Source organism: Allobosea sp. 47.2.35, assembly GCF_024655635.1.
In the GTDB taxonomy this organism is placed as follows: domain Bacteria; phylum Pseudomonadota; class Alphaproteobacteria; order Rhizobiales; family Beijerinckiaceae; genus Allobosea.
In genome coordinates this window covers 68,333-89,934 of the sequence record NZ_JANLGI010000008.1, presented here as the reverse complement: position 1 = coordinate 89,934, position 21,602 = coordinate 68,333, and the positions used below count along the sequence as shown (strand labels likewise).

23 protein-coding genes and 1 pseudogene are annotated in these 21,602 nt (G+C 64.8%); 6 read left to right on the top strand and 18 right to left on the bottom strand.

Translation table 11 applies throughout. From position 1 onward, the window contains the following. Positions 1 to 363: 363 nt before the first annotated feature. From NUV79_RS12225 to NUV79_RS12145, 18 genes and pseudogenes are all read right to left on the bottom strand, one after another. The gene (locus NUV79_RS12225) at positions 364 to 1,152 is read right to left on the bottom strand and encodes a citryl-CoA lyase (protein WP_257733357.1); all 789 of its coding nucleotides are present in this window, start codon (positions 1,150 to 1,152) and stop codon (positions 364 to 366) included. A 67-nt stretch (positions 1,153 to 1,219) separates the two neighbouring features. Beyond that, on the bottom strand, positions 1,220 to 1,987 hold the full coding sequence (locus NUV79_RS12220) for an SDR family NAD(P)-dependent oxidoreductase (RefSeq protein ID WP_257733356.1): 768 nt from the start codon (positions 1,985 to 1,987) through the stop codon (positions 1,220 to 1,222). A 50-nt stretch (positions 1,988 to 2,037) separates the two neighbouring features. Beyond that, a pseudogene (locus NUV79_RS25295) lies at positions 2,038 to 2,193 on the bottom strand (acyl-CoA dehydrogenase family protein); the annotation flags it as partial. 50 nt (positions 2,194 to 2,243) lie between these two features. Next, the gene (locus NUV79_RS12215) at positions 2,244 to 2,564 is read right to left on the bottom strand and encodes a hypothetical protein (RefSeq protein ID WP_257733355.1); all 321 of its coding nucleotides are present in this window, start codon (positions 2,562 to 2,564) and stop codon (positions 2,244 to 2,246) included. Then, the gene (locus tag NUV79_RS12210; RefSeq protein WP_257733354.1) at positions 2,564 to 3,016 is read right to left on the bottom strand and encodes a MaoC/PaaZ C-terminal domain-containing protein; all 453 of its coding nucleotides are present in this window, start codon (positions 3,014 to 3,016) and stop codon (positions 2,564 to 2,566) included. The genes NUV79_RS12215 and NUV79_RS12210 overlap by 1 nt, the downstream gene beginning before the upstream one ends. Next, a complete protein-coding gene (locus NUV79_RS12205; protein WP_257733353.1) occupies positions 3,013 to 3,375 on the bottom strand; it encodes a MaoC family dehydratase in 363 nt (120 codons plus the stop codon). The genes NUV79_RS12210 and NUV79_RS12205 overlap by 4 nt, the downstream gene beginning before the upstream one ends. Positions 3,376 to 3,400: 25 nt before the next feature. Then, complete coding sequence (locus tag NUV79_RS12200; protein WP_257733352.1) at positions 3,401 to 3,793, bottom strand: hypothetical protein; 393 nt, start codon at positions 3,791 to 3,793, stop codon at positions 3,401 to 3,403. Further along, complete coding sequence (locus NUV79_RS12195; protein ID WP_257733351.1) at positions 3,790 to 4,194, bottom strand: Zn-ribbon domain-containing OB-fold protein; 405 nt, start codon at positions 4,192 to 4,194, stop codon at positions 3,790 to 3,792. Before NUV79_RS12195 ends, NUV79_RS12200 begins: the two co-directional genes overlap by 4 nt. Next, entirely contained in the window at positions 4,194 to 5,345 is a 1,152-nt protein-coding gene (locus NUV79_RS12190) for a thiolase family protein (RefSeq protein WP_257733350.1), read from the bottom strand. The genes NUV79_RS12195 and NUV79_RS12190 overlap by 1 nt, the downstream gene beginning before the upstream one ends. 43 nt (positions 5,346 to 5,388) lie before the next feature. Next, positions 5,389 to 6,162 (bottom strand): IclR family transcriptional regulator, encoded by a 774-nt coding sequence (locus NUV79_RS12185; RefSeq protein ID WP_257733349.1) that lies wholly within the window; start codon positions 6,160 to 6,162, stop codon positions 5,389 to 5,391. A 65-nt stretch (positions 6,163 to 6,227) separates the two neighbouring features. After that, positions 6,228 to 7,826 carry an AMP-binding protein gene (locus tag NUV79_RS12180; protein ID WP_257733348.1) on the bottom strand — a complete coding sequence of 533 codons (1,599 nt, stop codon included), beginning with the start codon at positions 7,824 to 7,826 and terminating at the stop codon, positions 6,228 to 6,230. After that, positions 7,823 to 8,896 carry an SDR family oxidoreductase gene (locus NUV79_RS12175; RefSeq protein ID WP_257733347.1) on the bottom strand — a complete coding sequence of 358 codons (1,074 nt, stop codon included), beginning with the start codon at positions 8,894 to 8,896 and terminating at the stop codon, positions 7,823 to 7,825. The genes NUV79_RS12180 and NUV79_RS12175 overlap by 4 nt, the downstream gene beginning before the upstream one ends. 32 nt (positions 8,897 to 8,928) lie before the next feature. Then, positions 8,929 to 9,582: an ABC transporter ATP-binding protein gene (locus NUV79_RS12170; RefSeq protein WP_257733346.1), complete on the bottom strand. Its 654-nt coding sequence runs from the start codon at positions 9,580 to 9,582 to the stop codon at positions 8,929 to 8,931. Between the two features lie 59 nt (positions 9,583 to 9,641). Beyond that, positions 9,642 to 11,333: a branched-chain amino acid ABC transporter ATP-binding protein/permease gene (locus tag NUV79_RS12165; RefSeq protein ID WP_257733345.1), complete on the bottom strand. Its 1,692-nt coding sequence runs from the start codon at positions 11,331 to 11,333 to the stop codon at positions 9,642 to 9,644. Positions 11,334 to 11,337: 4 nt separating this feature from the next. Continuing rightward, entirely contained in the window at positions 11,338 to 12,201 is an 864-nt protein-coding gene (locus NUV79_RS12160) for a branched-chain amino acid ABC transporter permease (RefSeq protein WP_257733344.1), read from the bottom strand. A 45-nt stretch (positions 12,202 to 12,246) separates the two neighbouring features. After that, positions 12,247 to 13,404 (bottom strand): ABC transporter substrate-binding protein, encoded by a 1,158-nt coding sequence (locus NUV79_RS12155; RefSeq protein ID WP_257733343.1) that lies wholly within the window; start codon positions 13,402 to 13,404, stop codon positions 12,247 to 12,249. Positions 13,405 to 13,681: 277 nt separating this feature from the next. Continuing rightward, on the bottom strand, positions 13,682 to 14,338 hold the full coding sequence (locus tag NUV79_RS12150; protein WP_257733342.1) for a TetR/AcrR family transcriptional regulator: 657 nt from the start codon (positions 14,336 to 14,338) through the stop codon (positions 13,682 to 13,684). A 37-nt stretch (positions 14,339 to 14,375) separates the two neighbouring features. Further along, complete coding sequence (locus NUV79_RS12145; protein ID WP_257733341.1) at positions 14,376 to 15,866, bottom strand: AMP-binding protein; 1,491 nt, start codon at positions 15,864 to 15,866, stop codon at positions 14,376 to 14,378. Positions 15,867 to 16,086: 220 nt separating this feature from the next. Between NUV79_RS12145 and NUV79_RS12140 the strand changes: the two genes are divergently transcribed. The 6 genes from NUV79_RS12140 to NUV79_RS12115 all read left to right on the top strand — a co-directional run bounded on the left by NUV79_RS12140 (position 16,087) and on the right by NUV79_RS12115 (position 21,597). Continuing rightward, positions 16,087 to 17,346, top strand: a complete 1,260-nt coding sequence (locus NUV79_RS12140; protein ID WP_257733340.1) for an ABC transporter substrate-binding protein — start codon at positions 16,087 to 16,089, stop codon at positions 17,344 to 17,346. 93 nt (positions 17,347 to 17,439) lie between these two features. After that, the gene (locus tag NUV79_RS12135; protein ID WP_257733339.1) at positions 17,440 to 18,342 is read left to right on the top strand and encodes a branched-chain amino acid ABC transporter permease; all 903 of its coding nucleotides are present in this window, start codon (positions 17,440 to 17,442) and stop codon (positions 18,340 to 18,342) included. A gap of 1 nt (position 18,343) precedes the next feature. Beyond that, positions 18,344 to 19,354: a branched-chain amino acid ABC transporter permease gene (locus NUV79_RS12130; RefSeq protein ID WP_257733338.1), complete on the top strand. Its 1,011-nt coding sequence runs from the start codon at positions 18,344 to 18,346 to the stop codon at positions 19,352 to 19,354. Next, positions 19,351 to 20,139 carry an SDR family NAD(P)-dependent oxidoreductase gene (locus NUV79_RS12125; protein WP_257733337.1) on the top strand — a complete coding sequence of 263 codons (789 nt, stop codon included), beginning with the start codon at positions 19,351 to 19,353 and terminating at the stop codon, positions 20,137 to 20,139. The genes NUV79_RS12130 and NUV79_RS12125 overlap by 4 nt, the downstream gene beginning before the upstream one ends. Continuing rightward, the gene (locus tag NUV79_RS12120; RefSeq protein WP_257733336.1) at positions 20,132 to 20,884 is read left to right on the top strand and encodes an ABC transporter ATP-binding protein; all 753 of its coding nucleotides are present in this window, start codon (positions 20,132 to 20,134) and stop codon (positions 20,882 to 20,884) included. The genes NUV79_RS12125 and NUV79_RS12120 overlap by 8 nt, the downstream gene beginning before the upstream one ends. Beyond that, on the top strand, positions 20,881 to 21,597 hold the full coding sequence (locus NUV79_RS12115; RefSeq protein ID WP_257733335.1) for an ABC transporter ATP-binding protein: 717 nt from the start codon (positions 20,881 to 20,883) through the stop codon (positions 21,595 to 21,597). Before NUV79_RS12120 ends, NUV79_RS12115 begins: the two co-directional genes overlap by 4 nt. Positions 21,598 to 21,602 lie beyond the last annotated feature (5 nt).

Below are 21,602 nucleotides of genomic sequence, written 5' to 3'. Positions count from 1 at the left end.
TGTCTTGTAAAAATCGAACGTCAAGAGAGTTGGAAGATGCTGTCTTTTCCAACAGTCCAACAAAGTACGAATGGCTGGCACGACGTCGGTCTCTGTCCTAAACAGGAGGGGAAAGGAGTTTCAGGTCGAGTACATCATTAGGAAGGCGAGCATGCCGCCGAACGCGCCGGAGCCGAAAGCATCGACACAGCCGCCCGGAACCTCAGGAAACCCGCCAAGTTCCTGCCCAACGGACCGCAGATCAAGACAGCCTGAGACGACGAGGCTCGATTACCCAAACTCAACGCGAATCTGCCTCCGTCTCCAAGTCGACTTTTCAATGGCATCCACCGATATACAAAGTTTCGCAAGAACCGGTTGAAGTCATTCGTTACCGCGTGACGCGGTGCGCAGATGGCTGGACGCCTCGTCCTCCGCCCTTCGCCAGACTTCCAGCGCGAGGGGGTTACGCGCTTCCTCAGCCAGATGGCCGACTAGGCCGATCGCACGCGCCATGACGCCGAAACCGCGGATGATCTGCCATGGGAAGCCAAACTCACAGCAAATCGCACCGATCGCCCCAGTAGCATTGAGGGGCAGCGTCTTGCCCAAGGTCTGCTCGGCCTCTTGCTGGACGAGTTGCATGAGAGCGATGTAGCGGCCCGCCATGCCGTTCTGTTCGGCAAGCTGGAATAGTCGTGGGGTTCGGGGATCGACGGGCTTGTGCACTGGATGGCCTATGCCTGGAATGGCACGCTTGTCCGTCTTGAAGCGGTCAACAATATCGCGCGCAATAGGAGAAAGATTCGGCGGCGTCGGAGCATCTTTCGGTAGAGCTTCATAAAGCAGCTTTGCTGCCCCCTCAGTGGTGCCGACGAACACCGTGCCGAGGCCGCATAACCCGGCGGCGACGGCAGCCTGTAGGGATTCCGGAGCGCCTGCATAGGTCAATCGCGCGGCCAGTGCCGAGGGAGTGAGACCATGCTCCACCAATGTGATGATGATCGCGTTGAAGACCGCCGACTGTTGGGGTGTCGGCCGTTCGCCGGTCAGTTGAAGAAAAGCGAAGTCACCAAGATTGAAGTGCCCGAGAATCTCATCGGGCAGACTCAAGCCGCGGATCGCGATTGTGTCTGCGGAGCTCCAGGCGATATCCGAACGAAGTGGTTTCACGGTGATCTCGTCGCTCCCTGTCGATGGACTGACATTGGTCCCAGCCTCGTAACGACGGAGGCCTCTATTAAGACCTCGCAAAGCCGTCGTAGGCGGGCCATGCCATGCCCGCCAGGAAGCCGGCGTCGACCGGCAGGTTAGCGCCCGTTACGCCACTACTGTCGGACCCGATCAGCCAGGCAATGGCGCGGCCAACTTCAATCGGCTCGACCAGCCGGGCCATTGCCGATTGCGCCGTGAGCAGGTCGTGCTTCAATGCTCCCGCATCGAGGCCTGACTGTAACGCCGGGGTGGCGGTGAAGCCTGGTGACACCGCATTCACGCGAACGCCGTGGCGTCCCCAGGCTGCGGCGAGCGAGGTCGTTAACTGAATGACCCCTGCCTTTGCGGCAGCATAGGCATGTGCCGGGCAGCCGCTCATTCCGGCGATCGAGGCGACATTTACGATCGCTCCCTTCCCGCGCGAAGCCATGCGCGATCCGGCTGCGCGGCACATGAGGAACGTGCCGCGCAGGTCGACCGCCATCTCACGATCCCAGTTCTCCATTTTGATCCGCTCGGGCGCATGCATCTTGCCCAGGATGCCGGCAGCATTCACCAGCCCGGTAAGGGCGCCATGCCGCTCCTCGATAGCGGTGACTGCCTCTTCGACTTGTACCTCGTTCGCAACATCGACCGGCCGTTCCCATACCAGCGCTTGTTCCGGCAAGGGTTCTCCCGCATTGGACTCCCGATCGACGATCACGGGTGTTTCTCCCGCCGCGATCAGGGCGCGAGCAGCAGCCGCCCCGATCCCACGGCAGCCGCCCGTCACTAGGATCAAACCACCCGTCATTGTGAACCTCCAGCAGTGCTACCAGCTAAGCAGGCCTGGCGGCGGCGTTGTTAGTAGGAACGCTGCAGCCCGATATCGTGCTGTGCGACATAATTCAGGATCATCTCCTCTGAGACGGGAGCGACCCGGAATAGCCGCGCATCACGCCAGAGCCGTTCGACATGATATTCCTTGGAGTGCTCCATGCCACCGAGCGTCTGGATGGCACGGTCGGTCGTGAGGTCCGCCGTGTGTCAGGCGAGGTACTTGGTCATCTTCACTTTGGCATCGGCCAGCGGGAACTGGATGCTCTGATAGAGCCGATCGGCATGCCATTGAAGATCTTGCGCTCGCGCGCATAATCGGCTGCGAGGCGGATGGCGAGCTCCGCAGTGGCAGTCAGGCCCGCGGTCATGACGATGCGCTCGGTGTTGAGCACGTCGAGCAGTTCGCGAGAGCCGCCATCGCTCGCGCCGAGGGTTACGATTTCGTCCACGCCCCAAAGGGCATGGCCACGAGAGCCCGGCCGACTGCCGCCATGATGAACTGCGTGACGCTGCGCCGCGGGCTCGGCGTTGAACTCCTCACGCAGCGCCATCAGGCGCCGGGCCGCAGTGCGATCATCATGTCCGAGAAGCCGGACTGCACAAGTTCGCCGTTTTCATCGACGAGATCGAAGCGCCGCTCGACGATCCCCGCTTTGCCGGCTGATGTCATTCGCTTGCCGACGATGTGCATCTCGACGGTGATCGTGGTTCCGATCAGGATCGGCTTGCTGAAGGTCCATTCGCGGATGTTGAGCATCGCGATCGCCGATTCCTCGAACACCCCCCACTGGTTCATCGCGCCGAGAATGAGCGTCAGCCCGAAGATGCCGGCCACGACGCGCCCGCCGAAGCGTGTCTGCTTCGCATAGGCCTCGTTGGCATGGATCGGGTTCCAGTCGCCGGACATCATGCAAAAGAAGGTGTTGTCTGCGTCGGTGACGGTGCGTCCGCCGCTGCGATAGACAGCGCCGATCTCAAGGTCTTCGTAGAAGAGCGTGTTCATGTCGCTGCCTTTCGCCTTTCAGCTTGGCCGCCCACTTCCAGATGGCCGTGGATCACAAACTCGTCCTTCTGGTTCTTGACCCAGATGCTGTGTCGCCCGTCGCAAGCCTCTGCCCCGCCAGCAACGATGCGGTCGCCGGGCCGGACGGGGGAGACGAAGCGCACGGTCATCCGTGCCGCCGCTGCAGGCGTGCCGAGATTGCGGGCGATCATCTGCCAGATCAGCCCCAGCGACATCGTACCGTGGGCGATGATGCCATGCATCGGCGTCGTAGCGGCAAAGACGGGATCGAGATGGATCGGATTGAAATCGCCCGTGATCCTCGCATAGGCGTCGATCGCCGGCTGATCGACGAGCATCGCGATTTCACGGAACGGTCTCACATCATTTGGACCAGGCAACTTTCATCACTCCGTTGAATAGCAGTTCATGGCCTAGCGCGGCGCGAGTCATTGTCCCGAAGGTGACCCAGCGCCTATCGCGCCTGACCTCTTTGTCCGTGCAGAGCACATCGGTAACCACTCGCGAGCCAATCTCGGGCAGGCTGATGATTTCGTAGCTCTGTTCGCCATGGATATTGCCCGGCGGCCTGATCGGGCAGGCATGGGTATAGGCCCGCATGGCGATGACCGCGAGGAAGCCGACCGGAATCAAGCGGATATCCTCGTCCTCGGCGCCGGCCGGAAACAGGCGGCGCCAGTCGGCCACGGTCTGCGGGTCGAGGTTGAGTTCCATGCGCCCGAGATTCGCGCCGGGTTGAATGTCGTCGAAGATCATGACGTTTCCTCCATGCGCTCGGCGTAAGGCAGGACTCCGTCGGCCTCGTCCGCGACGAAGTCGATTGCGACCCTGTCGCCGATCGCCGGCTCCAGCGAGCCCACGAGCTGCATCATGGCGCGGAATCCCTCGTCGAGTTCGACGAGCGCGAGCGTGAAGGGCACGATCGGCTTGAAGCGGGGTGAAGCGGCCTTGTGTACGACCGTGAAGCTCGCGATGTGCCCGCGCCCGCCCGACACCTCATCGCGCAGCGCCCGACTGCCGCAGGATCGGCATGTCCTGTATCCGCAGAGCTGCGCCTCGCGACAGGCCGTGCAACGGCTGAAGACCAGTTGGCGGCGCGCGCACCCCTCGACATAAGGCCGATGCGGATCGCCGACCGTGTAGGTGTCGCTAGTCATCACTGCCTCCCGAGGATCAGCGAGCAATGGGCCGACAGGATGCCGCCATCGTTGTGCACGAAGCCGATCTCAGCACCTTCGACCTGGCGGCCCTGCGCCTGGCCGCGAAGCTGGCGGACCGTTTCGACGATGTGGAACATCCCGCCCGACGCGCCTGAATGCGCGTAGGAGAGGAGGCCGCCATGCGTGTTGCAGGGAAGCCTCCCGCCGAGATCAAGGGCGCCGCCGGCAGCGGCCGGTCCGCTCTCGCCTTTCTCGAAGAAGCCCATCGATTCGAGCTGGATCACCAGCGTGATCGTGAAGGAATCATAGATGCAGGCGACGTCGATATCGGCCGGTGTCAGCCCAGCCTGGCCGAAGGCCTGGGTGGAGGACTGCTTGCAGCCGAATTCCGTAAGCGATGCCGCGGAGACGATGTGCTCATGAGTGTGATGCTGGCCCATGCCGAGGATGTCGATCGCAGGCTGGCGCGTATCTCCCGCCGCATCGCGGGCACTGACGACGAGCGCGGCGCCGCCATCCGAGATCAGGCAGCAGTCGAGCAGCCGCAGCGGTGTCGCGATCGGGCGGGATTCGATGACGTCGGCGACGGTGATGGGGACGCGCATCTGCGCTCCCGGGTGGCGGGCCGCGTGGTTGCGGTGCGCCACGGCGACATGGGCGAGGTCCTCCGGCGTCGTACCATATTCGTGCATGTAGCGCTGGGCGACCAGCGCATAGGCGGCGGGGACGATGAGCCCGAACGGCTGCTCGAAGACCGGGTGGCCGACGCCGGCAATCGCGTTGATCGTGCTGTCGCGGCTCATGCCCGTCAGGCGGTTGTCGCCGGTGGCGATGAGCACATGGCGGCAGATCCCGGCGGCGACCAGAGCGGCCGCCTGCATCACGAGAATGCCCGCACTCGCGCCGCCGGCATGGATCGCCGAGCAGACCTTAGGCTGCAGCCCGAGCTGTTCGCTCAGGACGGACGCCATCATCAGATGCGGATGCGTGACCGAATAGGCGCAAAGGAAGCCGTCGATATCCGCTGGCTTCAAGCCTGCGTCGGCCATTGCGGCAATGGCGGCATCGGTGTTGAGGGAAGCCGCCGTGCTGCCCGGCAGCTTTCCGACCGGCGTGTCCCCGATCCCGGTGATGACGGCGCTCAGCATAGGCCGCCTCCGGTTGAAGCTGGGAGCGCTCCCGGTCTCGGTGCTAGGCGACTGGCACCTCGCCACCGGTCATAGCAACAAGGTCCTGCGCCGCCGCCTTCACCGCCACAGCCAGTGCCTTGAGGTTGTCCTCGTCGAATTGCGTCGACACGACGACGGTGGAGATCGCCATCCGAGCGATGCCATTGCGGCCAGGAACGGCCGCCGAAACCGTGGTGATTCCGGTATTGAAGTTGCCGTAATCGACCGCATAGCCTGTTTCGCGTGCAGTCTGGACATCCTGCCAATAGCTTTCGAAATCCGGCGCGTTCTGCCAGCGCAACTCCTTGAAGCGCTCGCGCAGTTCCTCTTTGCCGATGCCGCTCAAGGCCGCGACACAGCGGCCGGAGGCGCCGATCAAGATTGGAAAGCGCTGCCCTATGGTCAAATGAACCCGTATCGCGGCGTTTACTTCCGCCTTGTCCACCAGAACGAAGCGGTCCTGGCCGGCGTCCTGCCAGAGGAGAGCCGTCACGCCGAAGCGGCTTGCGATCTCCTCCAAACGCGGATGGAAATGTCGCACGAAGCCGGCGTCGAGCACGCTGTGCGCCAGTTCGACCAGCCCCAGGCCCAGACTGTACCGCTTGGATGCCGAATCGAAGACGAGGAGGCGTTCGTAGGCCAGCGTCTTCAGGATGTTGAAGCAAGTGCTCGCATTGATCCCCAGCGCCTGCGCAATCTGCGAAACGCTCGCAGGCTCGCGCGTGCGATTGAGATAGCGAAGGATCCGGATGGCGCTCGTGAGGGCAGGAACCAGCTTCTGCGGAGGCGTTGTCATTCTCCATGAAGAATACCATTCGCTATAGAAGTCAAACTTGATGAGATGGTCATGGCCTGATCGCTCTAGACTGCCGTGCCGCGGGCCCTGCGCCGGCCGAAGACGGCGTGCGCGTCCCAGGCTTTGTCGTTGGAGAGGGCCTTGAGCTTGTGCCGCTCCACCTCGCGCTTCGCGGCGGAACGAGGGAACTCGTCGATCTGTTCAACGAAGCGCGGCACCTTGAAAGCTGCCAGCTCCTTCGAAGCCCAGCGGATGAGTTCGGCGGGATCGACGCTGCTGCCGGGCTTCAGCTTGACGAAGAGCTTGACTTCCTCTTCGCCTAGGGCGGCCGGAACACCGACGACGACAGCCTCGTCGATCCCTTCATAGCGGCTGATCACCATCTCGATTTCATAGGCGGAGACATTCTCGCCGCCTGTGCGCAACCAATGCGCCTGGCGTCCGGTGAAATAGAGATAGCCGTCCTCGTCGAGATGGCCGAGGTCGCCGGTATGCAGCCAGAGATTGCGCCAGCATTCGACGGTCCGCTCCGGCTTGTTGAAATAGCCGAGCATGAAGGTGAAGGGCTTGGTGGGGCGAAGACAGATCTCGCCGGTCGCTCCTGGCGGCTTCGGACGATCGTGCTCGTCGAGGATGGCGATCTCGCACCAGCCCCACCCTTTGCCGTTCGCCTCAGGCTTCGGCGAACCGACCTTGTTATGCACGATCAGGACGCCTCCGGTCTCCGACAGCGAATAGACGTTGACGACGTCGATGCCGAAGCGGGATCGGAAGGCTGTGGCGATGTCGGCCGGGACCTGGCTCAGCACGCCAAGCGACACGCGGACCGCGTGGTCGCGATCGCCGGGGCCGTCCGGCTGCTGGCAGAGCAGCGTCACCATGGTGCCGATCGGATCGATGATCGTCGCGCCGGTTTCGCGGATCCGCGGCCAGAAGCGGCTGACGCTGAACCAGCGCTCGATATGGGTCGGGATGCCGGCGACCAGAGGGCCGATGCAGCCGATCATCAGCCCGCCGTTATGGAAGAGCGCGAGCACCGAATAGTGCACATCGCCGGGCCGGACATCGAAGGCTTCGATGTAGCGGTAGCCGGCGGCGATCCAGGCGAAATGCGGCAGCTCAACGCCCTTGGGCATGCCTGTCGTCCCGCCGGTATAGATGATCACAGCCGGGTCGCCCGGAGCGATGGCCACCTGCGGTACGGGGGGGCCTTCTGCGAGTAGGGTCGAGAAACCCTGCGAGCCTGTGGCTCCGATTTCGAAGATGCGGAACTGCCAGTCCCGCTGAGCGGCCAGCTCGTCTACTTTCGGTCGCGTCTCGCTATCGAGGACCAGTAGCTTCGGGCCGGCATCCTCCACCGAATAAGCCAGGTCGCCGCCGGTCAGAGCCACGTTCAGAGGAACCCAGACGGCACCGATCTTCATGCAGCCGAACCAGGTGAGCAATTGCTCGATCGCATTGTAGGCGAAGCTCGCAACCCGGTCGCCCTTGCCGATGCCGAACGCCGCGAGGTTCGCGGCGACGCGGTCGGAGCGGACGTCCAGCTCGCCATAAGTCAGCGCCTGTCCTGCCACCTCGACGGCAAGGGCGTCCGGTCTCTCACGGCCTCGAGAGCGGATCAGATCGTCGATCGTAACCCAGGCGGCATCGGCGAGCGTGGTCATGCGGGCAAAATCTTTCGCTTCTGGAGCTCGCCGAGAAGCTCGACAAACATGGCCTCGGTGTCGATGCACGCATCGAAGCCGGCCTGGCGGAGCTTGATCGTGCTCATATGGTGCGGGTTGGGACGCTGGCCGTAGCCGAGCAGGAAGTCGGCGAACTGCCACGACGGCACGATTTCCTTGTAACCGTAGGGCTGCAGCCCGTGCTTGGCGACGATGCGGTCCCAGATCGGCTCGTTCTGGGGCATGACGCGGGCGAGCGAGAACGGATGCGGCGGCGCGTACTCCATCCCAAAGAGTTCCGCGACCTTGGGCCAGACATTGTGCCAGACGTAGACGTCGCCGTTTGTGACATTGAAGACCTGATTGTGGGCGTTCGGACTCTCCGCTGCCCATTCGATCGCCTTTGCGATCAGGCGCGCATCGGTAGCCTCGCCAATCCGCTCGACGCCGCCGGGAAAACGGAGCGGCAGGCCGTATTCGCGCGAGATCGCGGCGAAGACGCCGATTGCGGTGATGATATTGAGCGGGCTGCCGATCGCAATGCCGCAGACGATCTGGGGCCTCAGGACCGACCATGTCCAGGATCTGGTCTGCTGCCGGTCGCCGATCCAGTCCTGCTGATTGTAGTAGAAATTCGGCGGCATGTAGCGCCGATCGCTTTCGCGCGCCGGCTGGCGGAACGGGCCGAGATGGCCGCCATAGGCCTTGGTTCCCTGCAGGAGCGTGATGTGCTGCAGCCCGGGCGAATTCTCCTCCACATTGGTCACAAGGTTCTGCAGCATCTGCAGATTGACCTCGACATGATCCATTTCAGACCAGCCGCGGGTGACGTCGGCCTTCTCGTAAACGGCGGTATAGGCAATGTTGGTGACGTCCTTGAGGCCCGCCAGCTTCTCCTTGCAGTCGGCCGGGTCGCGCAGATCGACCTGAATCCATTGGGCGCGCGTCGGAAAGTCGGGTTGGCGGCGCGCCATGCCGACGATCTCCCAATCGGGACGGGCTTCGAAATGCTCCAGCACGCAACGCCCGACCGCTCCCAGGGCGCCCACGATCAGCATCTTCTTCTTCATCGGGTGTCTCCGCTTTCGCCCCGGGCAGGGGCTCAAAGGTATTGGACCAGTACGGTACGGTCGGTGAGTGCGTCCGGCGGTCCGCAATAGACGGTCCGCCCCGTGCGCATGATCATCACGCGATCGGCGATAGGCAGGCTCTTTTCGATGTTCTGCTCGACGATCAGGATCGTTGCGCCAAGGCTGGCACGGACCCTCTGCACACTGTCCATCACGGCGCTGACCAGGTTCGGCGCCAGGCCGATCGATGGCTCGTCCAGGATCAGAAGCCGCGGCGAGAGCATCAGCGCGATCCCGATCGCCAGCATCTGCTGCTGCCCGCCGGACATCGTCCCGGCGAGCTGCGAGCGGCGCTCCCTGAGAATGGGGAAGAGGTCCTCGACCTGGCCGATGCGCCGTGCGATCTCGCTTTTGTCGGTGACCGTGAAGCCGCCGAGCACCAGGTTCTCATGCACCGTCAGCCGCCTGAACACCGCATGGCCCTGTGGGACAAAGGCGATGCCGTTCTTCACATTATTGCGCGGAGCGCGCGCCGTGATGTCGCGGCCGTCGTAGAGCACCCGCCCCGCGGATGGAGCGAGCAGACCGAACAGGGCGCTGAGCAGCGTTGTCTTTCCGGCGCCGTTGTGGCCGAGCAGTAGCAGGATCTCGCCGGGGGCGATCGCAAGGTCGAGCTCCTGGACCACGCGCCGCCTGTCGTAGCCGGCCGAGAGCTTCTGGATCTCGAGGATGGGAGGGATCGCGCTCATTGGATGTAGCGCTCCACCAGCTTGGGATCGCGCATCAGCTCCTCCGGTTTGCCGAAGGCTAGAACCTTGCCGCCGTCGAGATAGGCGGTGACGTCGCAGACCTCGCGGATCACGTCGAGATTGTGCTCGATCAGGCAGATCGTCCGCCCCTGTTCGGCGAGCCGCCTGACGATCGGCAGCACCTGGTCGAGCGTCGTCGGATCGAGGCCGGACAATGGCTCGTCGAGAAGCAGCACTTCTGCGTCGGTCGCTAGCAGGCGGGCGATTACCAGCAGCTTCTCTTCCGCATAGGACAGGTTGTCGGCGCTTTGCTCGGCGCGATCGCGCAGGCCGACGAAGTCGAGCACCTCGAGCGCTCGGGCCATGTTCGCATGATCCTGCGCTCGCACGGCGAATGGCCTCAGGAAGACATTCCAAAGCCGGTCGCCGAGCTGATCGGGAAACGCCGTGAGGACATTCTCCAGCACGGTCATTCGCTTGAATAAGCGGAGGTCCTGGAAAGAGCGCGCGATGCTGGAGCGAACGATCCGATGCGGTCGGCGGTCGGCGAGCGGCAGGCCGCGCATCGAGACTCGGCCCGCGGTCGGCGTCAGGAAGCCGGTCAGCAGATTGAATGCTGTGGTCTTGCCGGCGCCGTTCGGGCCGATCAGACCGGTCACGATGCCCGAGCGCAGCTCGAGATCGACCCCGTTGGCTGCGACGATTCCCCCGAAATTCTTGTGCAGATCGTTGCCGGCCAGGGTCACCTCGCCCCTTACGGGCCGCGTCCAGGCGTCGACCTCTAAGACACCGGCCGCACGCTTGGCGCTCTCGGGCAGGCGATAGCGATAGCGCTCCGGAAAGATCCCCTCCGGACGGAAACGCAGGATCAGGATCAGCATCAGGCCGTAGAAGGCATTGCGCAGCAGGTCGGCGGTGCCGACCGGCAGGGCCATCAGCTTGAGCAACTCGGGCAGCGCCACCAGGATCGCGGCGCCGGCGGCCGCGCCGAAGAGATTGCCCGTCCCGCCGAGGATGATCATCGCCAGCACCAGGATTGTCTCGTCGATCGAAAAGGACTGCGGGCTGACGAAAGTGATGTAGTGCGCGAGCAGCGAACCGGCGATCGCAGCGCTGGCGGCGGAGAAAGCGAAGGCGATCAGCTTCAGTGCCACGACGTTCTTGCCGATCGACTGCGCGGCGAGTTCGTCCTCCCGCATCGCCCGCAGCGCCCGGCCGAACGGCGAGAAGGCGAGCATATGCGTGATCAGGTAGACGAAGGCGGCGACGGCGGCGGCGAGCACCAGGAATGAGCCGGGCGTCGACAGCGTCTGGCCGAACAGGGTCAGACGCGGGATTCCGCTGATTCCGTCCGGCCCGCCGGTCAGGCCCTGCGCATTGCGCAGCACGTCGATGACGATGATCTGGAGAGCGAGCGTCACGACTACGAGGTAGTGGCCGCCGATCCGCAGCGCGGGCAAGGCCGCGATGGCGCCGATCACGCCGGTCAGGACAATACCGCAGACCAGAGCGGGCAGCACCGGCACGCCGTATTGCGTGGTGAGGATCGCCGTCGTGTAGGCACCGATCGCGTAGAATGCGGCATGGGACAGGGCGAACAGTCCGGCGAGCCCGATCACGACGTTGAAGGAGATTGCAAGGATGGCATAGAGACAGACCATCACGAGGACATGATAGACATAGTCCACGGCGTCAGTTCCCCCGCAGTAGACCGGTCGGACGCCACAGCATCACGACGAACAGAACCATGAAGGCGATGGTCGACTGCCATTCGGTCGGCAGCTTCCACATGCCGGCGCTTTCGACGAGCCCGAGCAGCAGCCCGCCGATCGCGGCGCCCCAGACCGACCCGACGCCGCCCACCACCACGGAGATGAAGGCATAGAAAACGGCAAAGAAGCCGATATGCGTCGAGGCTCCGTCGCGAACGAGGATGTTCGCCGCGCCGATAGCCGAGATCATCGAGCCGAGTGCGAAGACAACGATTGCGACCTTGCGCGTGTCGATCCCGATGATGCGGGCCATCGCGACATTGTCGGTGACGGCGCGGATCGCGTTGCCCCAGGCACTCGTGCGCAGGAAGATCGCAAGGCCCACGGCGATGATCACGAAGACCGCGATCTGGACGAGTTGCACGCCCGTGATGACGACGTCGCCGAGGACGTAGATGCCGTAGCTGATATCGGAGAGGGTCTTGGCATCCGTGCCGAACAGGACCGCCATCATGTTCGATACGAGGATGAAGAGCCCGAGCGAGGCGACAAGGACGACGAAGGACGGGCTGCCGCGGGCCAGGAGCGGTTCGTAGAGCACGAGGTAGGCGACGACGCCGGCAATGCCAGCGAATGCGACCCCAAGGACGAGAGCGACCGGAAAGGGCAGGCCGAGGCTGGCTGCCAGCCACCACATGACATAGGCCGAGGCCGCCAGGACCGGCCCATAGGCGAAATGCACGATGCCGGTGGTGCCGAAAATGAGGCCGAAGCCGATGCCAAGGAGCGCATACTGGCTCCCGTTGCTGACGCCATTGGCCAGCAACTGCAAGATGAGATCCATGTCCTGTGATCCGGTCTGGAGAGGTTCGCGCCTAGCAGGGTCGGCCTAGTCCGCCTGCGCGGGCAGGAAGCGCTCGAGCTTCAGCGCTCCCTCGTCGACCTTGAGGATCGCGACCCGCTTGAGCGCGACGCCGTTCTTCTGGAACGTCATCTTACCGCCATAGACGCTATCGAAGGCCGGATCTTCCCACAGCGCTTCCGTCAATCGCGCGCCGGTCCAGAAATCGCCGCCCTTGGCCTTGGTCCGGCGGATCAGCGTCGCAATAACCTGGACCGCTTCGTAATAGTTCGCGGCATAGAAGTCCGGCTCCTCGCCATAGCGCTTCTTGTATTCGTCGTAGAAGCGCTGCCCCATCGGATTGTCGGCTGCCGGGGCGAAGTAGTCGGTCGCGACCTCGACGCCGTTGGACGAGGCCACGCCGGCCAGTTTGGTGTCCTCGTTGGTCCATTCCATCGAGATGATCGGCTGTTCCATGCCGATCTCGCGTACGCGCTTGACCACGAGGCCGGCCTGGGGCGTCGTTGGCCAGTTGAGAACGACATCGGGCTTGGCAGCGCGCAATTTGGCTACCTGGGTGTCGATGTTGGTGGCGTCGGCCGCGAATTGTTCCGTGGCGACGACCTCCATGCCGAGCTTTTTCGCGACCTCTTGAGAGGCGGCGATGACGCTGTCGCCAAATTCGGATCGGCCTGCGATCTGCGCGATCCGCTTGAAGCCGCGATCCTTGGCCCGGCGGACGGCCGCGGCCGCCAGGTCGGTCGCCAGCGAGCGATTGTGGAACATGTAGGGAGAGACGCCGATCATCTTCAGACTGACGCCGCCACCATTCAGGACGAAGACCTGCTTCTCTTTCGAGATCGGCGCGATTGCGACCGTCGGGCCGGAGAAGGAGGAGAGCACAGCCGGTGTTTTCACGACGTTGATCAGCCGGTTCATGCCCGCGACGGCGGCCTGCGTGCTACCGCTCTTGTGGTCCTCGATGACCAGTTCGAGTTTGCGGCCATCGATGCCGCCGGCTGCGTTGATCTCGTCGACGGCAACCAGGGCGCCGCGGCTCATCACCGTTCCGTAGTGGGGGGTCGCGCCGCTCATCGAAAGGATCGCGCCGATCCGGTAGACATCCGGCTCTTGCGCAGGAGCCGCTCCCGCCAGCCCGACAACCACAAGCGAAGAGGCCGCTCTGAGAAACGTTCGCCGATCCATTTTATTCTCCCTATAGAATTATATTCTTTATTGAGAATAGACGAACATATGTCGCCGTCCTTGTCAATCCGTCGTTTGCGCGCCGGCCTCCCCCGACTGAAGTTCGCGGGCATTCACATGGGCGCCGGACCATGGGCCATCGCGAACGCCGTCTCAGCGGTATCGTCGCGCACTCGTTCCTCGAGCCGTCACATTTCCGAGCTACCGACGAAGAGCGGACTCGCTAGGAAGCGTCGTGAACGATCGCTTCGGTCCTCAGGCCACTCCGCCCCGCGCTTCAGCCAAGCGCGTCGGCCTTGTTGAACAGCCCGACGGAGATCAGCTTCTCATAAGCGGAGAAGACATGGTCCGGCACGGCCTGCGGCCCGTCCTCGCCATAGGCGTAGCGGCGGCTCAGATAGCCGCGCGCGCCCATCAGCACATGGACGATGACCTCGAGTTCCTCGTCGCTGTAGTCGCCGACCCGCCCCGGCCCCCGCGCACGCTTGAGCAGCCGGACATAAGCGGTCGAGATGTTGTCGAGATGGTGCTGGTAGCCTGTCGGAGCGTAGACCTCGGCCTCGTTCAGGATGCGGAGGAATTCCGGCGTCTCCTTCAGGAAATCGAAGAAGGCGCGGAAGCGCGTGACCTCCTTTTCCAGCTCGGAGCTCGCCTGCTCGATCCGCGTGCGGATGAAGGCGACCATCTGCTGGCCGATGGCCGGCAGCAACTGGTCCAGCAATTCCTGCCGGTTCTCGAAATGATTGTAGAACGTGCCCTGCGCCACGCCGGCAGCATCGGTGATGCGGGCAACGGAAGCCTCTGCATAGCCATAGCGGCCGACCATCTTGGCGGCGGCCTCGAACAGGCGACGCTTGACGTCGTCGTTCTTCTCGCTGCGCGTCAGTTTGACCGGACGCTTGGCGGTTGCCGTCTTGGTTTTGCTGATGACCATGCGCGTCAATGGCTCGCTCGTCGTGACAGTGCTTGGCTTAGGACCGGAATTCGTCCCGGAGAAGCCTTTTCAGAATCTTTCCGGACGGGTTTCGCGGCAGGCTTTCGCGAACGACGATGTCGCGCGGCGCCTTGAAGGCCGCAAGCTTTGCCCGGCAATGACGCCTCAGCTCCTCCAGCGACAGCTCTGCGCCCGGCTCGAGCACGACGAAGGCGACGGGCTTCTCGCCCCAGCGATCGTCGGGCGCACCGATCACTGCGACCTCGCGCACCTGCGGCAACTCGAAAATCACGCGCTCGACCTCCGAGGATGCGATGTTCTCGCCGCCCGAGATGATCATGTCCTTCAGCCGGTCGGTGAGGAAGAGGAAGCCGTCGGCGTCGAGATAGCCCATGTCCCCGCTGCGGAACCAGTCGCCGAAGAACGCCGCCTGCGTCTTGGCCGGATCCTTCCAGTATCCGCGGGTGATCTTCGGACCGCGCAGGCAGATCTCGCCGGTCTCGCCGGCCGGCAGCTCCCGCCCCTGCTCGTTGCGGATCGCGATCTCGACATGGGCCAGCGCCCGGCCGACGGAGCCGATCTTCTCGATCTCGCGCCCGGCTTCCATCAGCGTGTCGCCGCTGCAGGTCTCGGTCAGGCCATAGGCGTCGATATAGCGGGCCTTGGGGAAGCTCTCGCCGAATGAGCGGATGCGCGCTTCCGGCGTGCGTTCGCCGCCGCCGATGACCCAGCGCAGGCTGGTCAGGTCGAGACCGCTCGCGGGAGCCGCCGCCAGCATGGCGCTGGTCATGACGGGGGCGAGCCAGGCGCTGTCGAGCTGTTCGCCAGCGATCGCCGCCAGCGCCGCCTCGGCCGAGAAATCGCGCAGGATGCAGAGCATGCCGCCGACCCAGAGCACGGCCATGCCCGGCAAATCGAAGGCCCCGACATGGTAGAGCGGGCCGGTGACGAGCAAGCGATTGCCGGCATTCAGCCCGAGCGCGACGACATGGTCGCTGCACTTCCAGTAGAAGTTCTCGTAGCTGTGCATCACCCCCTTGGGCCGGTCGGTGGTGCCGGAGGTGTACATCAGGCGGAACAGGTCGCCCGGCTTTCGCACGACACGCGCCGCGATCTCCGCTCCGGAGCCGAGCCGCGTGCTGTCGGACTGGGCGGCGACGTCGAGCAGCACGACGTTGCCGGCCAGCGCCGCGCCGGCCGCCAGTTCCTCGTCCGCGATCAGAAGCTTCGCTTCGGAATTCCCGACGATGTAGCCAACCTCGTCCGCCGAAAGCCGGAAATTGATCGGCAGGAACACCGCGCCGATATACCCGACCGCGATCGCGATCTCGATGAAAGCGGCGCTGTTCTTCATCAGAACCGCCACGACATCGCCTTCTCCGATGTCGCGTTCCCTCAGCCAGCCACCGGTCCTGGCGACCCTGCCGGAGAGCGCCGCATAGCTGATCCGGGCCTCGCCGAAGACGATGGCGGTGCGCTCCGGCGTGCGGCTGGCATGGAAGTCGATGAAGCTTGAAAGATTGATCATTCGCGTCAGCCGCCCGTCTCGATTCCACCCTCGCGCCAGCCCGCCGCGAAGGTCGGCCCAGTCATTTTCTGATCAATGACTCGTAATTCATTTTTCGCTTGACGTCACCTCCCATCGTCACGACTATCAACCGCAACATGGCCGCGGGTATGCCTCCCGGCGAATAACGCACGCTCACCGCAGAAGCGGAAAGGGCGAGGGCAAACACAGGGAGAGAATGATGACCAAGACGCCGTTGACCTCAATGAATCGGCGCGGATTCCTCGCCGCGGGAGCGGCCGCCGCGGGCACGGTCTCGATGCCGTGGGTCGCCAGCGCGCAGGCCAAGACGATCAAGGTCGGCTTCCCGACGATCCTGTCCGGGCGCGTCGCCCAGCTCGGCACCTCCTCGCGCAATGCGGCGCAGATGGAAATCGAGAAGGTCAACGCGGCCGGCGGCATCGGCGGCCGGACGATCGAGCTGGTCGTGCGCGATACCAAGGGGCAGCCCCAGGAGGCCGCCCGCGTCGCCCGCGAGCTCGTCAACTCCGACGGCTGCGAATTGCTGATCGACGCCGAAGCCTCGACCGGCGCCTTCGCCGTGCACGAGGTGGCGCGCGACCTCGGCGTGCTGTGCATCCACACCAATTCGGAAACCTCCTCGCTCAGCGCCGATCCGAAGCTGAAGCTGCCGAACGCCTTTCGCTGCGCCCGCCAAGGCATCCACGATTCGGTCGTCGGCGGCACCTACGCAGCCGAGATCGCCAATGCGAAGAACCTGACGCGCTGGGCGACTTGCTCGCCGGACTACGCCTACGGGCGCGACACCACGGCCGAGTTTGTGATGTACTTGAAGCAGTTCGCACCGAAGGTCGAGGTGATTAGCGAGGCCTGGCCGAAGATCTTCCAGCCCGACTACACCGAGGCGATCACCAAGATCCTGCAGGCTAAGCCGCAGGCGCTCTATTCCTGCCTCTGGGGCGGCGACCTGACCTCCTTCATCGACCAGGCCGCGATCTATGCGCTGTTCACGCAGATGCAGTTCTACGCCGTCAACATGGCCGACTACACCGCCCTGACCGCAGTGAAGAACCTGCCGGCCGGCATCCATTCGGGCAACCGCTACATCAAGACCTTCCCGTCGACGCCGGAAAACGCCGCCTGGGGCGACGCCTACAAGGCCAAGTATGGCGAGTATCCGACCAACTGGTCCTGGCAGAACGCGCTCGCCATCAACTTCCTGGCCGAAGCGGCGAAGAAGGCCAACTCGGCCGACGGCAAGAAGATCGCCGAGGCGCTGCGCGGCCTGACCGTCAAGTCGCCCTTCGGCGCCGACGGCACGGTCACGATGCGCGCCGAGGACCAGACGATCGTCGGCTACGCCGTCGGCTGGGGCACGACGATCCCCAAGGAACCCTATGTGCCCGAGATGAAGAGCGTGCCGTGGCAGCGCATCTTCGAGCTCGAGACCGCCTGGAAGAAGTCGAAGGGCTTCGCCTGAGCTCTCAGCCGCGGCGATGGTGACCGCCGCCTCACTTCCCGGACAGGCCGCGCGAGCGCGCGGCCTGAACGCCCCTCTGTCGATGAGCGCGCGATGGATCTCAACGCCCTGACCGAATGCCTGGTCTCGACCTCCTGCATGGTGACGCAGGTGACCAGCGGCTTCATCATCGGAATGCTGCTGTTCCTGGTCGCGATCGGGCTCACGCTCATCTTCGGCGTGATGAAGATCGTGAACTTCACGCATGGCGCCTTCTACATGATCGGCGCCTATCTCGCGATGACGGTGTTCCAGGCCACAGGCAGCTACACGCTCGCTCTGCTCGGCGCGGCCATCGGCGCCTGCCTGTTCGGTGTCGTGGTCGAGCGCTTCTTCATGCAGCGCATCTATGGCGGCAACGTCCTGATGCAGCTCCTGGTCTGCTACGCGCTCGTCCTCATTCTCGACGATCTCGTGCGCATCATCTGGGGACCGGAATTCAAGTCGATGGGGATGCCGGACGCCTTCCGCGTGCCGCCGCTCTTCATCATGGGCGGCATCGTCCCGCCCTTCTATCTCTTCCTGATCGCGGCTGCGCTCGCCATCGCGGTGGTCGCGGGGCTCGCCATCGCCCGCACGCGCTTCGGCAAGACGATCCGCGCCGCCGCCCACAACCCGTCGATGGTCTCGGTGCTCGGCATCAACACCGGCCTGCTCTTCACCGGCGTCTTCGCGCTGGGCTGCCTGCTGGCCGGGCTCGCCGGCGGGCTGGCGGCGCCGGTGCGCTCGCTGACGCCGGGCATGGGCTTCTCCATCCTGATCGAGAGCTTCATCGTCACCGTCATCGGCGGCATGGGCTCGATCCTCGGCGCGCTGGTCGGAGCCGTGCTGATCGGCCTGATCCGGACCTTCGGCGCGCTGGGCTTCCCGCTCTTCACGGAGGCGCTGATGTATCTCGCCATGGCGGTCGTGCTGATCGTCAAGCCGTCGGGCCTGTTCGGACGCGAGGCCACCTGAGATGAAGAGCCAAGCCCTTCGCGACGGCCTCTTCGGCCTCGCCGCCTTCCTGATCCTCGCCGCCCTGCCGCTCGTCACGACGAGCAGCGCCCTGATCGACTTCGTCATCCGCTGCGCCGCGCTCGGCCTGTTCGCGACCTCGCTAAACCTGCTGGTGGGCTATGGCGGCATGGTCTCCTTCGGCCACGGCCTGTTCTTCGGCATGGGCGCCTACAGCTTCGGCATCATCATGCAGCGCACGGGCATGCCGATCCCGCTCGCCATCCTGCTGACGATGGCGGTCGCGGCCATCGTCGCGCTCGTCGTCGGCGCCATCTGCGTGCGGCTGAAGGAGATCTACTTCGCCTTCGTCACGCTCGCCTTCCAGATGCTGGTCCACAGCATGATCATCGCCTGGACCCCGGTCACAGGCGGCGACCAGGGCCTGCGCGGCGGCATCCCGCGCCCCTCCTTCCTCGGCATCAACCTCGCCGACCAGAAGCAGCTCTATCTCTTCGCCGCCGCCCTGCTCGTCGTCGGACTGCTGGCGATGCGCCACATCGTCTCCTCGCCCTTCGGCTACACGCTGCGCATGGTGCGCGACAACCCGACGCGCGCCGGCTTCCTCGGCGTCGACGTCTACCGCACCCGCCTTACCGCCTTCGTCCTGGCCGGCGTCTTCGCCAGCCTCGGCGGCGTCGTGATGAGCCTGTTCGTCTCGGGCGCCTATCCCGAGTTCGCCTTCTGGACGATGTCGGGCGAGGCCGTCTTCATCGTCATGCTCGGCGGCACCGCCGCCTTCCTCGGCCCGATGGTCGGCACCGTGCTGCTGCTCCTGCTGAACGACTTCGTGACCCGCGTCGCGGAGCATCACGGGCTGGTGCTCGGAGCGGTGATCCTGCTCTTCGCGCTCGGCCTCCGGAAGGGATTGCTGGACTTCGCCCTGGACTGGCGCGCCGCGCGCCGGACCCGCGCCCAGGCAGGCGGCGACAAGGCCGCCGGCGCAGACAAGATGCAAGGGGTTGCGACATGAGCGAGGCGATCATCGCCGTCGTCACCGGCGGGGCCAGCGGCATCGGCGCATCCTGCTGCCGCGAGCTGGCGCGGCGCGGGCACAAGGTCGTCGTGCTCGACCGCGACATGGCGAGGGCCGAGGCCGTCGCCAGCGAGATCGGCGGGAACGCCCTGTTCGGCGATGTCGGCGACGAGGCCGGGCTCAAGGCCGTCGCGGCCCGCATCGAGAGCGAGATCGGCCCGGTCGGGATCGTCGTCAACAGCGCCGGCGTGCTGCAGCCGCCGTTGCGGCCGACCGAACTGCCGATGTCGGTCTGGGACCATGTCGTCCATATCGACCAGCGCGGCACCTATCTCGGCTGCGTCGTCTTCGGCGCCGCGATGCTGGCGCGGCGCAGCGGCAGCATCGTCAACATCGCCTCGATCGCCGGTTCCCGCTCGATGGCGCTGCACGCCTATGCTCCGGCCAAGGCGGCGGTGATCTCGATCACGCGCTGCCTCGCCGCCGAATGGGGCCCGGCCGGCGTCCGCGTCAACTCGGTCTCGCCCGGCTTCACCCGGACGGCCGCCTTGCAGGAGGCGATCGACAAGGGCGAGCGCGACGTCACCAATCTCGTCGGCAGCGTGCCGATGGGCCGGCTCGTCGAACCGGACGAGATCGCCCGCGTCGTCGGCTTCGTCGCCTCGCCGGAAGCCTCGGCGCTCTCGGGCATCGATGTGCCCGTCGACTGCGGCTGGATGGCCGGCACCTCCTGGCACACCTATGGCGGCTTCCGCGATCCCGGGAACGGCCCGCATGCTTGAGATCACGAACCTCGTGAAGTCCTTCGGCGGCGTGCGCGCGACCGACGACGTCACCATGACCTTCGCCACCGGCTCGCTGACCGCGATCATCGGTCCCAACGGCGCCGGCAAGAGCACCTTCTTCAACCTGCTTTCCGGCGCCTTCCGCCCGGATAGCGGCGATATCCGCCTCGACGGCCAGTCGATCGTCGGCCTGAGCATCGGCGAGATCGTGCGCCGCGGCATCGGCCGGGCCTTCCAGGTTGCCAGCATCTTCCCGTCGCTGACCGTCGAGGAGACGATGCTGGCGGCGGTCAGCGCCCATCACCGCCAGTCCGGCAGGCTCGGAGCGCGCTTTCCGCTGCCCTCGACGCGCGACCATGCCGCCCACTGCATCGAGATGGTCGGGCTGACCGCCAAGCGCGACATCCTCTCCGCCAACCTCTCGCATGGCGACCAGAAGCTGCTCGACATTGCACTCGCGCTCGTCCTGGAGCCGAAGGTCCTGCTGCTCGACGAGCCGACGGCCGGCATGGGCCCGGAGGAGCGCTGGCGGGTGATCGAGAAGGTGCGCGAGCTGTGGGAGCGCCAGAAGATCACCGTCGTCTTCATCGAGCACGACATGGACATCGTCTTCCGCATCGCTCCCTCGATCCGCGTGCTGAGCTATGGCCGCGTCCTCGCCGAGGGCACGCCCCAGGAAATCCGCACCAACCCCGCCGTGATCGAGGCCTATCTCGGCACCGAACATGAGGCCGCGGCATGAGCGCGCGCACCGTCATCGAAGTCGCCGGCGTCGACGTGTTCTACGGCGCGAGCCAGATCCTGTTCGGGGTCGATTTCGCGATCCAGGAAGGCCAGACCATGGCTCTGCTCGGGCGTAACGGCGCCGGCAAGAGCACCACCATGAAGGCCATCGCCGGTCTCGCCCCGCCGAAGCGCGGCACGGTCAAGCTGTTCGGCAACGATCGCACCCGGCAGAAACCCTATGAGATGGCCCGCGCCGGCCTCGGCTTCGTACCCGAGGACCGGCAGGTCTTCCCCGAGCACAGCGTCGAGGACAACCTGCTGATCGCGTGCAAGCCCGGCCCGGACGGGCGCGACGAATGGAGCCTGGAGCGGATCTACGAGGTCTTCCCGCTGCTGACGCCGCTGCGCCAGCGCATGGCGGGCAGGCTCTCCGGCGGCGAGCAGCAGATGCTGGCGATCGCGCGCATGCTGATGGGCAACCCGTCGGTGCTGCTTCTGGACGAACCGAGCGAGGGCCTCGCACCGATCATCGTGCAGCGCATCGGCGAACTGATCCGCACCCTGCGCAAGACCGGCGTCACCATCCTGATCGCCGAGCAGAACATGCATTTCTGCCTCGGCCTCGCCAGCGATGCGACCGTGATCGACAAGGGCCAGATCGTCTTCCGCGGCTCGATCGCGGAACTGAAGGCCAATGACGACGTCCGCCAGCGCTACCTCGCGCTCTGATCTTC

What these genes read in the sequence shown, in the direction of transcription:
- NUV79_RS12220 (WP_257733356.1), bottom strand. Translation starts at nt 1,987, where the DNA reads ATGACGGGTGGTTTGATCCTAGTGACGGGCGGCTGCCGTGGGATCGGG.
- NUV79_RS12215 (WP_257733355.1), bottom strand. Translation starts at nt 2,564, where the DNA reads ATGGCGCTGCGTGAGGAGTTCAACGCCGAGCCCGCGGCGCAGCGTCAC.
- NUV79_RS12210 (WP_257733354.1), bottom strand. Translation starts at nt 3,016, where the DNA reads ATGAACACGCTCTTCTACGAAGACCTTGAGATCGGCGCTGTCTATCGC.
- NUV79_RS12205 (WP_257733353.1), bottom strand. Translation starts at nt 3,375, where the DNA reads ATGCTCGTCGATCAGCCGGCGATCGACGCCTATGCGAGGATCACGGGC.
- NUV79_RS12200 (WP_257733352.1), bottom strand. Translation starts at nt 3,793, where the DNA reads ATGATCTTCGACGACATTCAACCCGGCGCGAATCTCGGGCGCATGGAA.
- NUV79_RS12195 (WP_257733351.1), bottom strand. Translation starts at nt 4,194, where the DNA reads ATGACTAGCGACACCTACACGGTCGGCGATCCGCATCGGCCTTATGTC.
- NUV79_RS12190 (WP_257733350.1), bottom strand. Translation starts at nt 5,345, where the DNA reads ATGCTGAGCGCCGTCATCACCGGGATCGGGGACACGCCGGTCGGAAAG.
- NUV79_RS12185 (WP_257733349.1), bottom strand. Translation starts at nt 6,162, where the DNA reads ATGACAACGCCTCCGCAGAAGCTGGTTCCTGCCCTCACGAGCGCCATC.
- NUV79_RS12180 (WP_257733348.1), bottom strand. Translation starts at nt 7,826, where the DNA reads ATGACCACGCTCGCCGATGCCGCCTGGGTTACGATCGACGATCTGATC.
- NUV79_RS12175 (WP_257733347.1), bottom strand. Translation starts at nt 8,896, where the DNA reads ATGAAGAAGAAGATGCTGATCGTGGGCGCCCTGGGAGCGGTCGGGCGT.
- NUV79_RS12160 (WP_257733344.1), bottom strand. Translation starts at nt 12,201, where the DNA reads ATGGATCTCATCTTGCAGTTGCTGGCCAATGGCGTCAGCAACGGGAGC.
- NUV79_RS12155 (WP_257733343.1), bottom strand. Translation starts at nt 13,404, where the DNA reads ATGGATCGGCGAACGTTTCTCAGAGCGGCCTCTTCGCTTGTGGTTGTC.
- NUV79_RS12150 (WP_257733342.1), bottom strand. Translation starts at nt 14,338, where the DNA reads ATGGTCATCAGCAAAACCAAGACGGCAACCGCCAAGCGTCCGGTCAAA.
- NUV79_RS12145 (WP_257733341.1), bottom strand. Translation starts at nt 15,866, where the DNA reads ATGATCAATCTTTCAAGCTTCATCGACTTCCATGCCAGCCGCACGCCG.
- NUV79_RS12140 (WP_257733340.1), top strand. Translation starts at nt 16,087, where the DNA reads ATGACCAAGACGCCGTTGACCTCAATGAATCGGCGCGGATTCCTCGCC.
- NUV79_RS12135 (WP_257733339.1), top strand. Translation starts at nt 17,440, where the DNA reads ATGGATCTCAACGCCCTGACCGAATGCCTGGTCTCGACCTCCTGCATG.
- NUV79_RS12130 (WP_257733338.1), top strand. Translation starts at nt 18,344, where the DNA reads ATGAAGAGCCAAGCCCTTCGCGACGGCCTCTTCGGCCTCGCCGCCTTC.
- NUV79_RS12125 (WP_257733337.1), top strand. Translation starts at nt 19,351, where the DNA reads ATGAGCGAGGCGATCATCGCCGTCGTCACCGGCGGGGCCAGCGGCATC.
- NUV79_RS12120 (WP_257733336.1), top strand. Translation starts at nt 20,132, where the DNA reads ATGCTTGAGATCACGAACCTCGTGAAGTCCTTCGGCGGCGTGCGCGCG.
- NUV79_RS12115 (WP_257733335.1), top strand. Translation starts at nt 20,881, where the DNA reads ATGAGCGCGCGCACCGTCATCGAAGTCGCCGGCGTCGACGTGTTCTAC.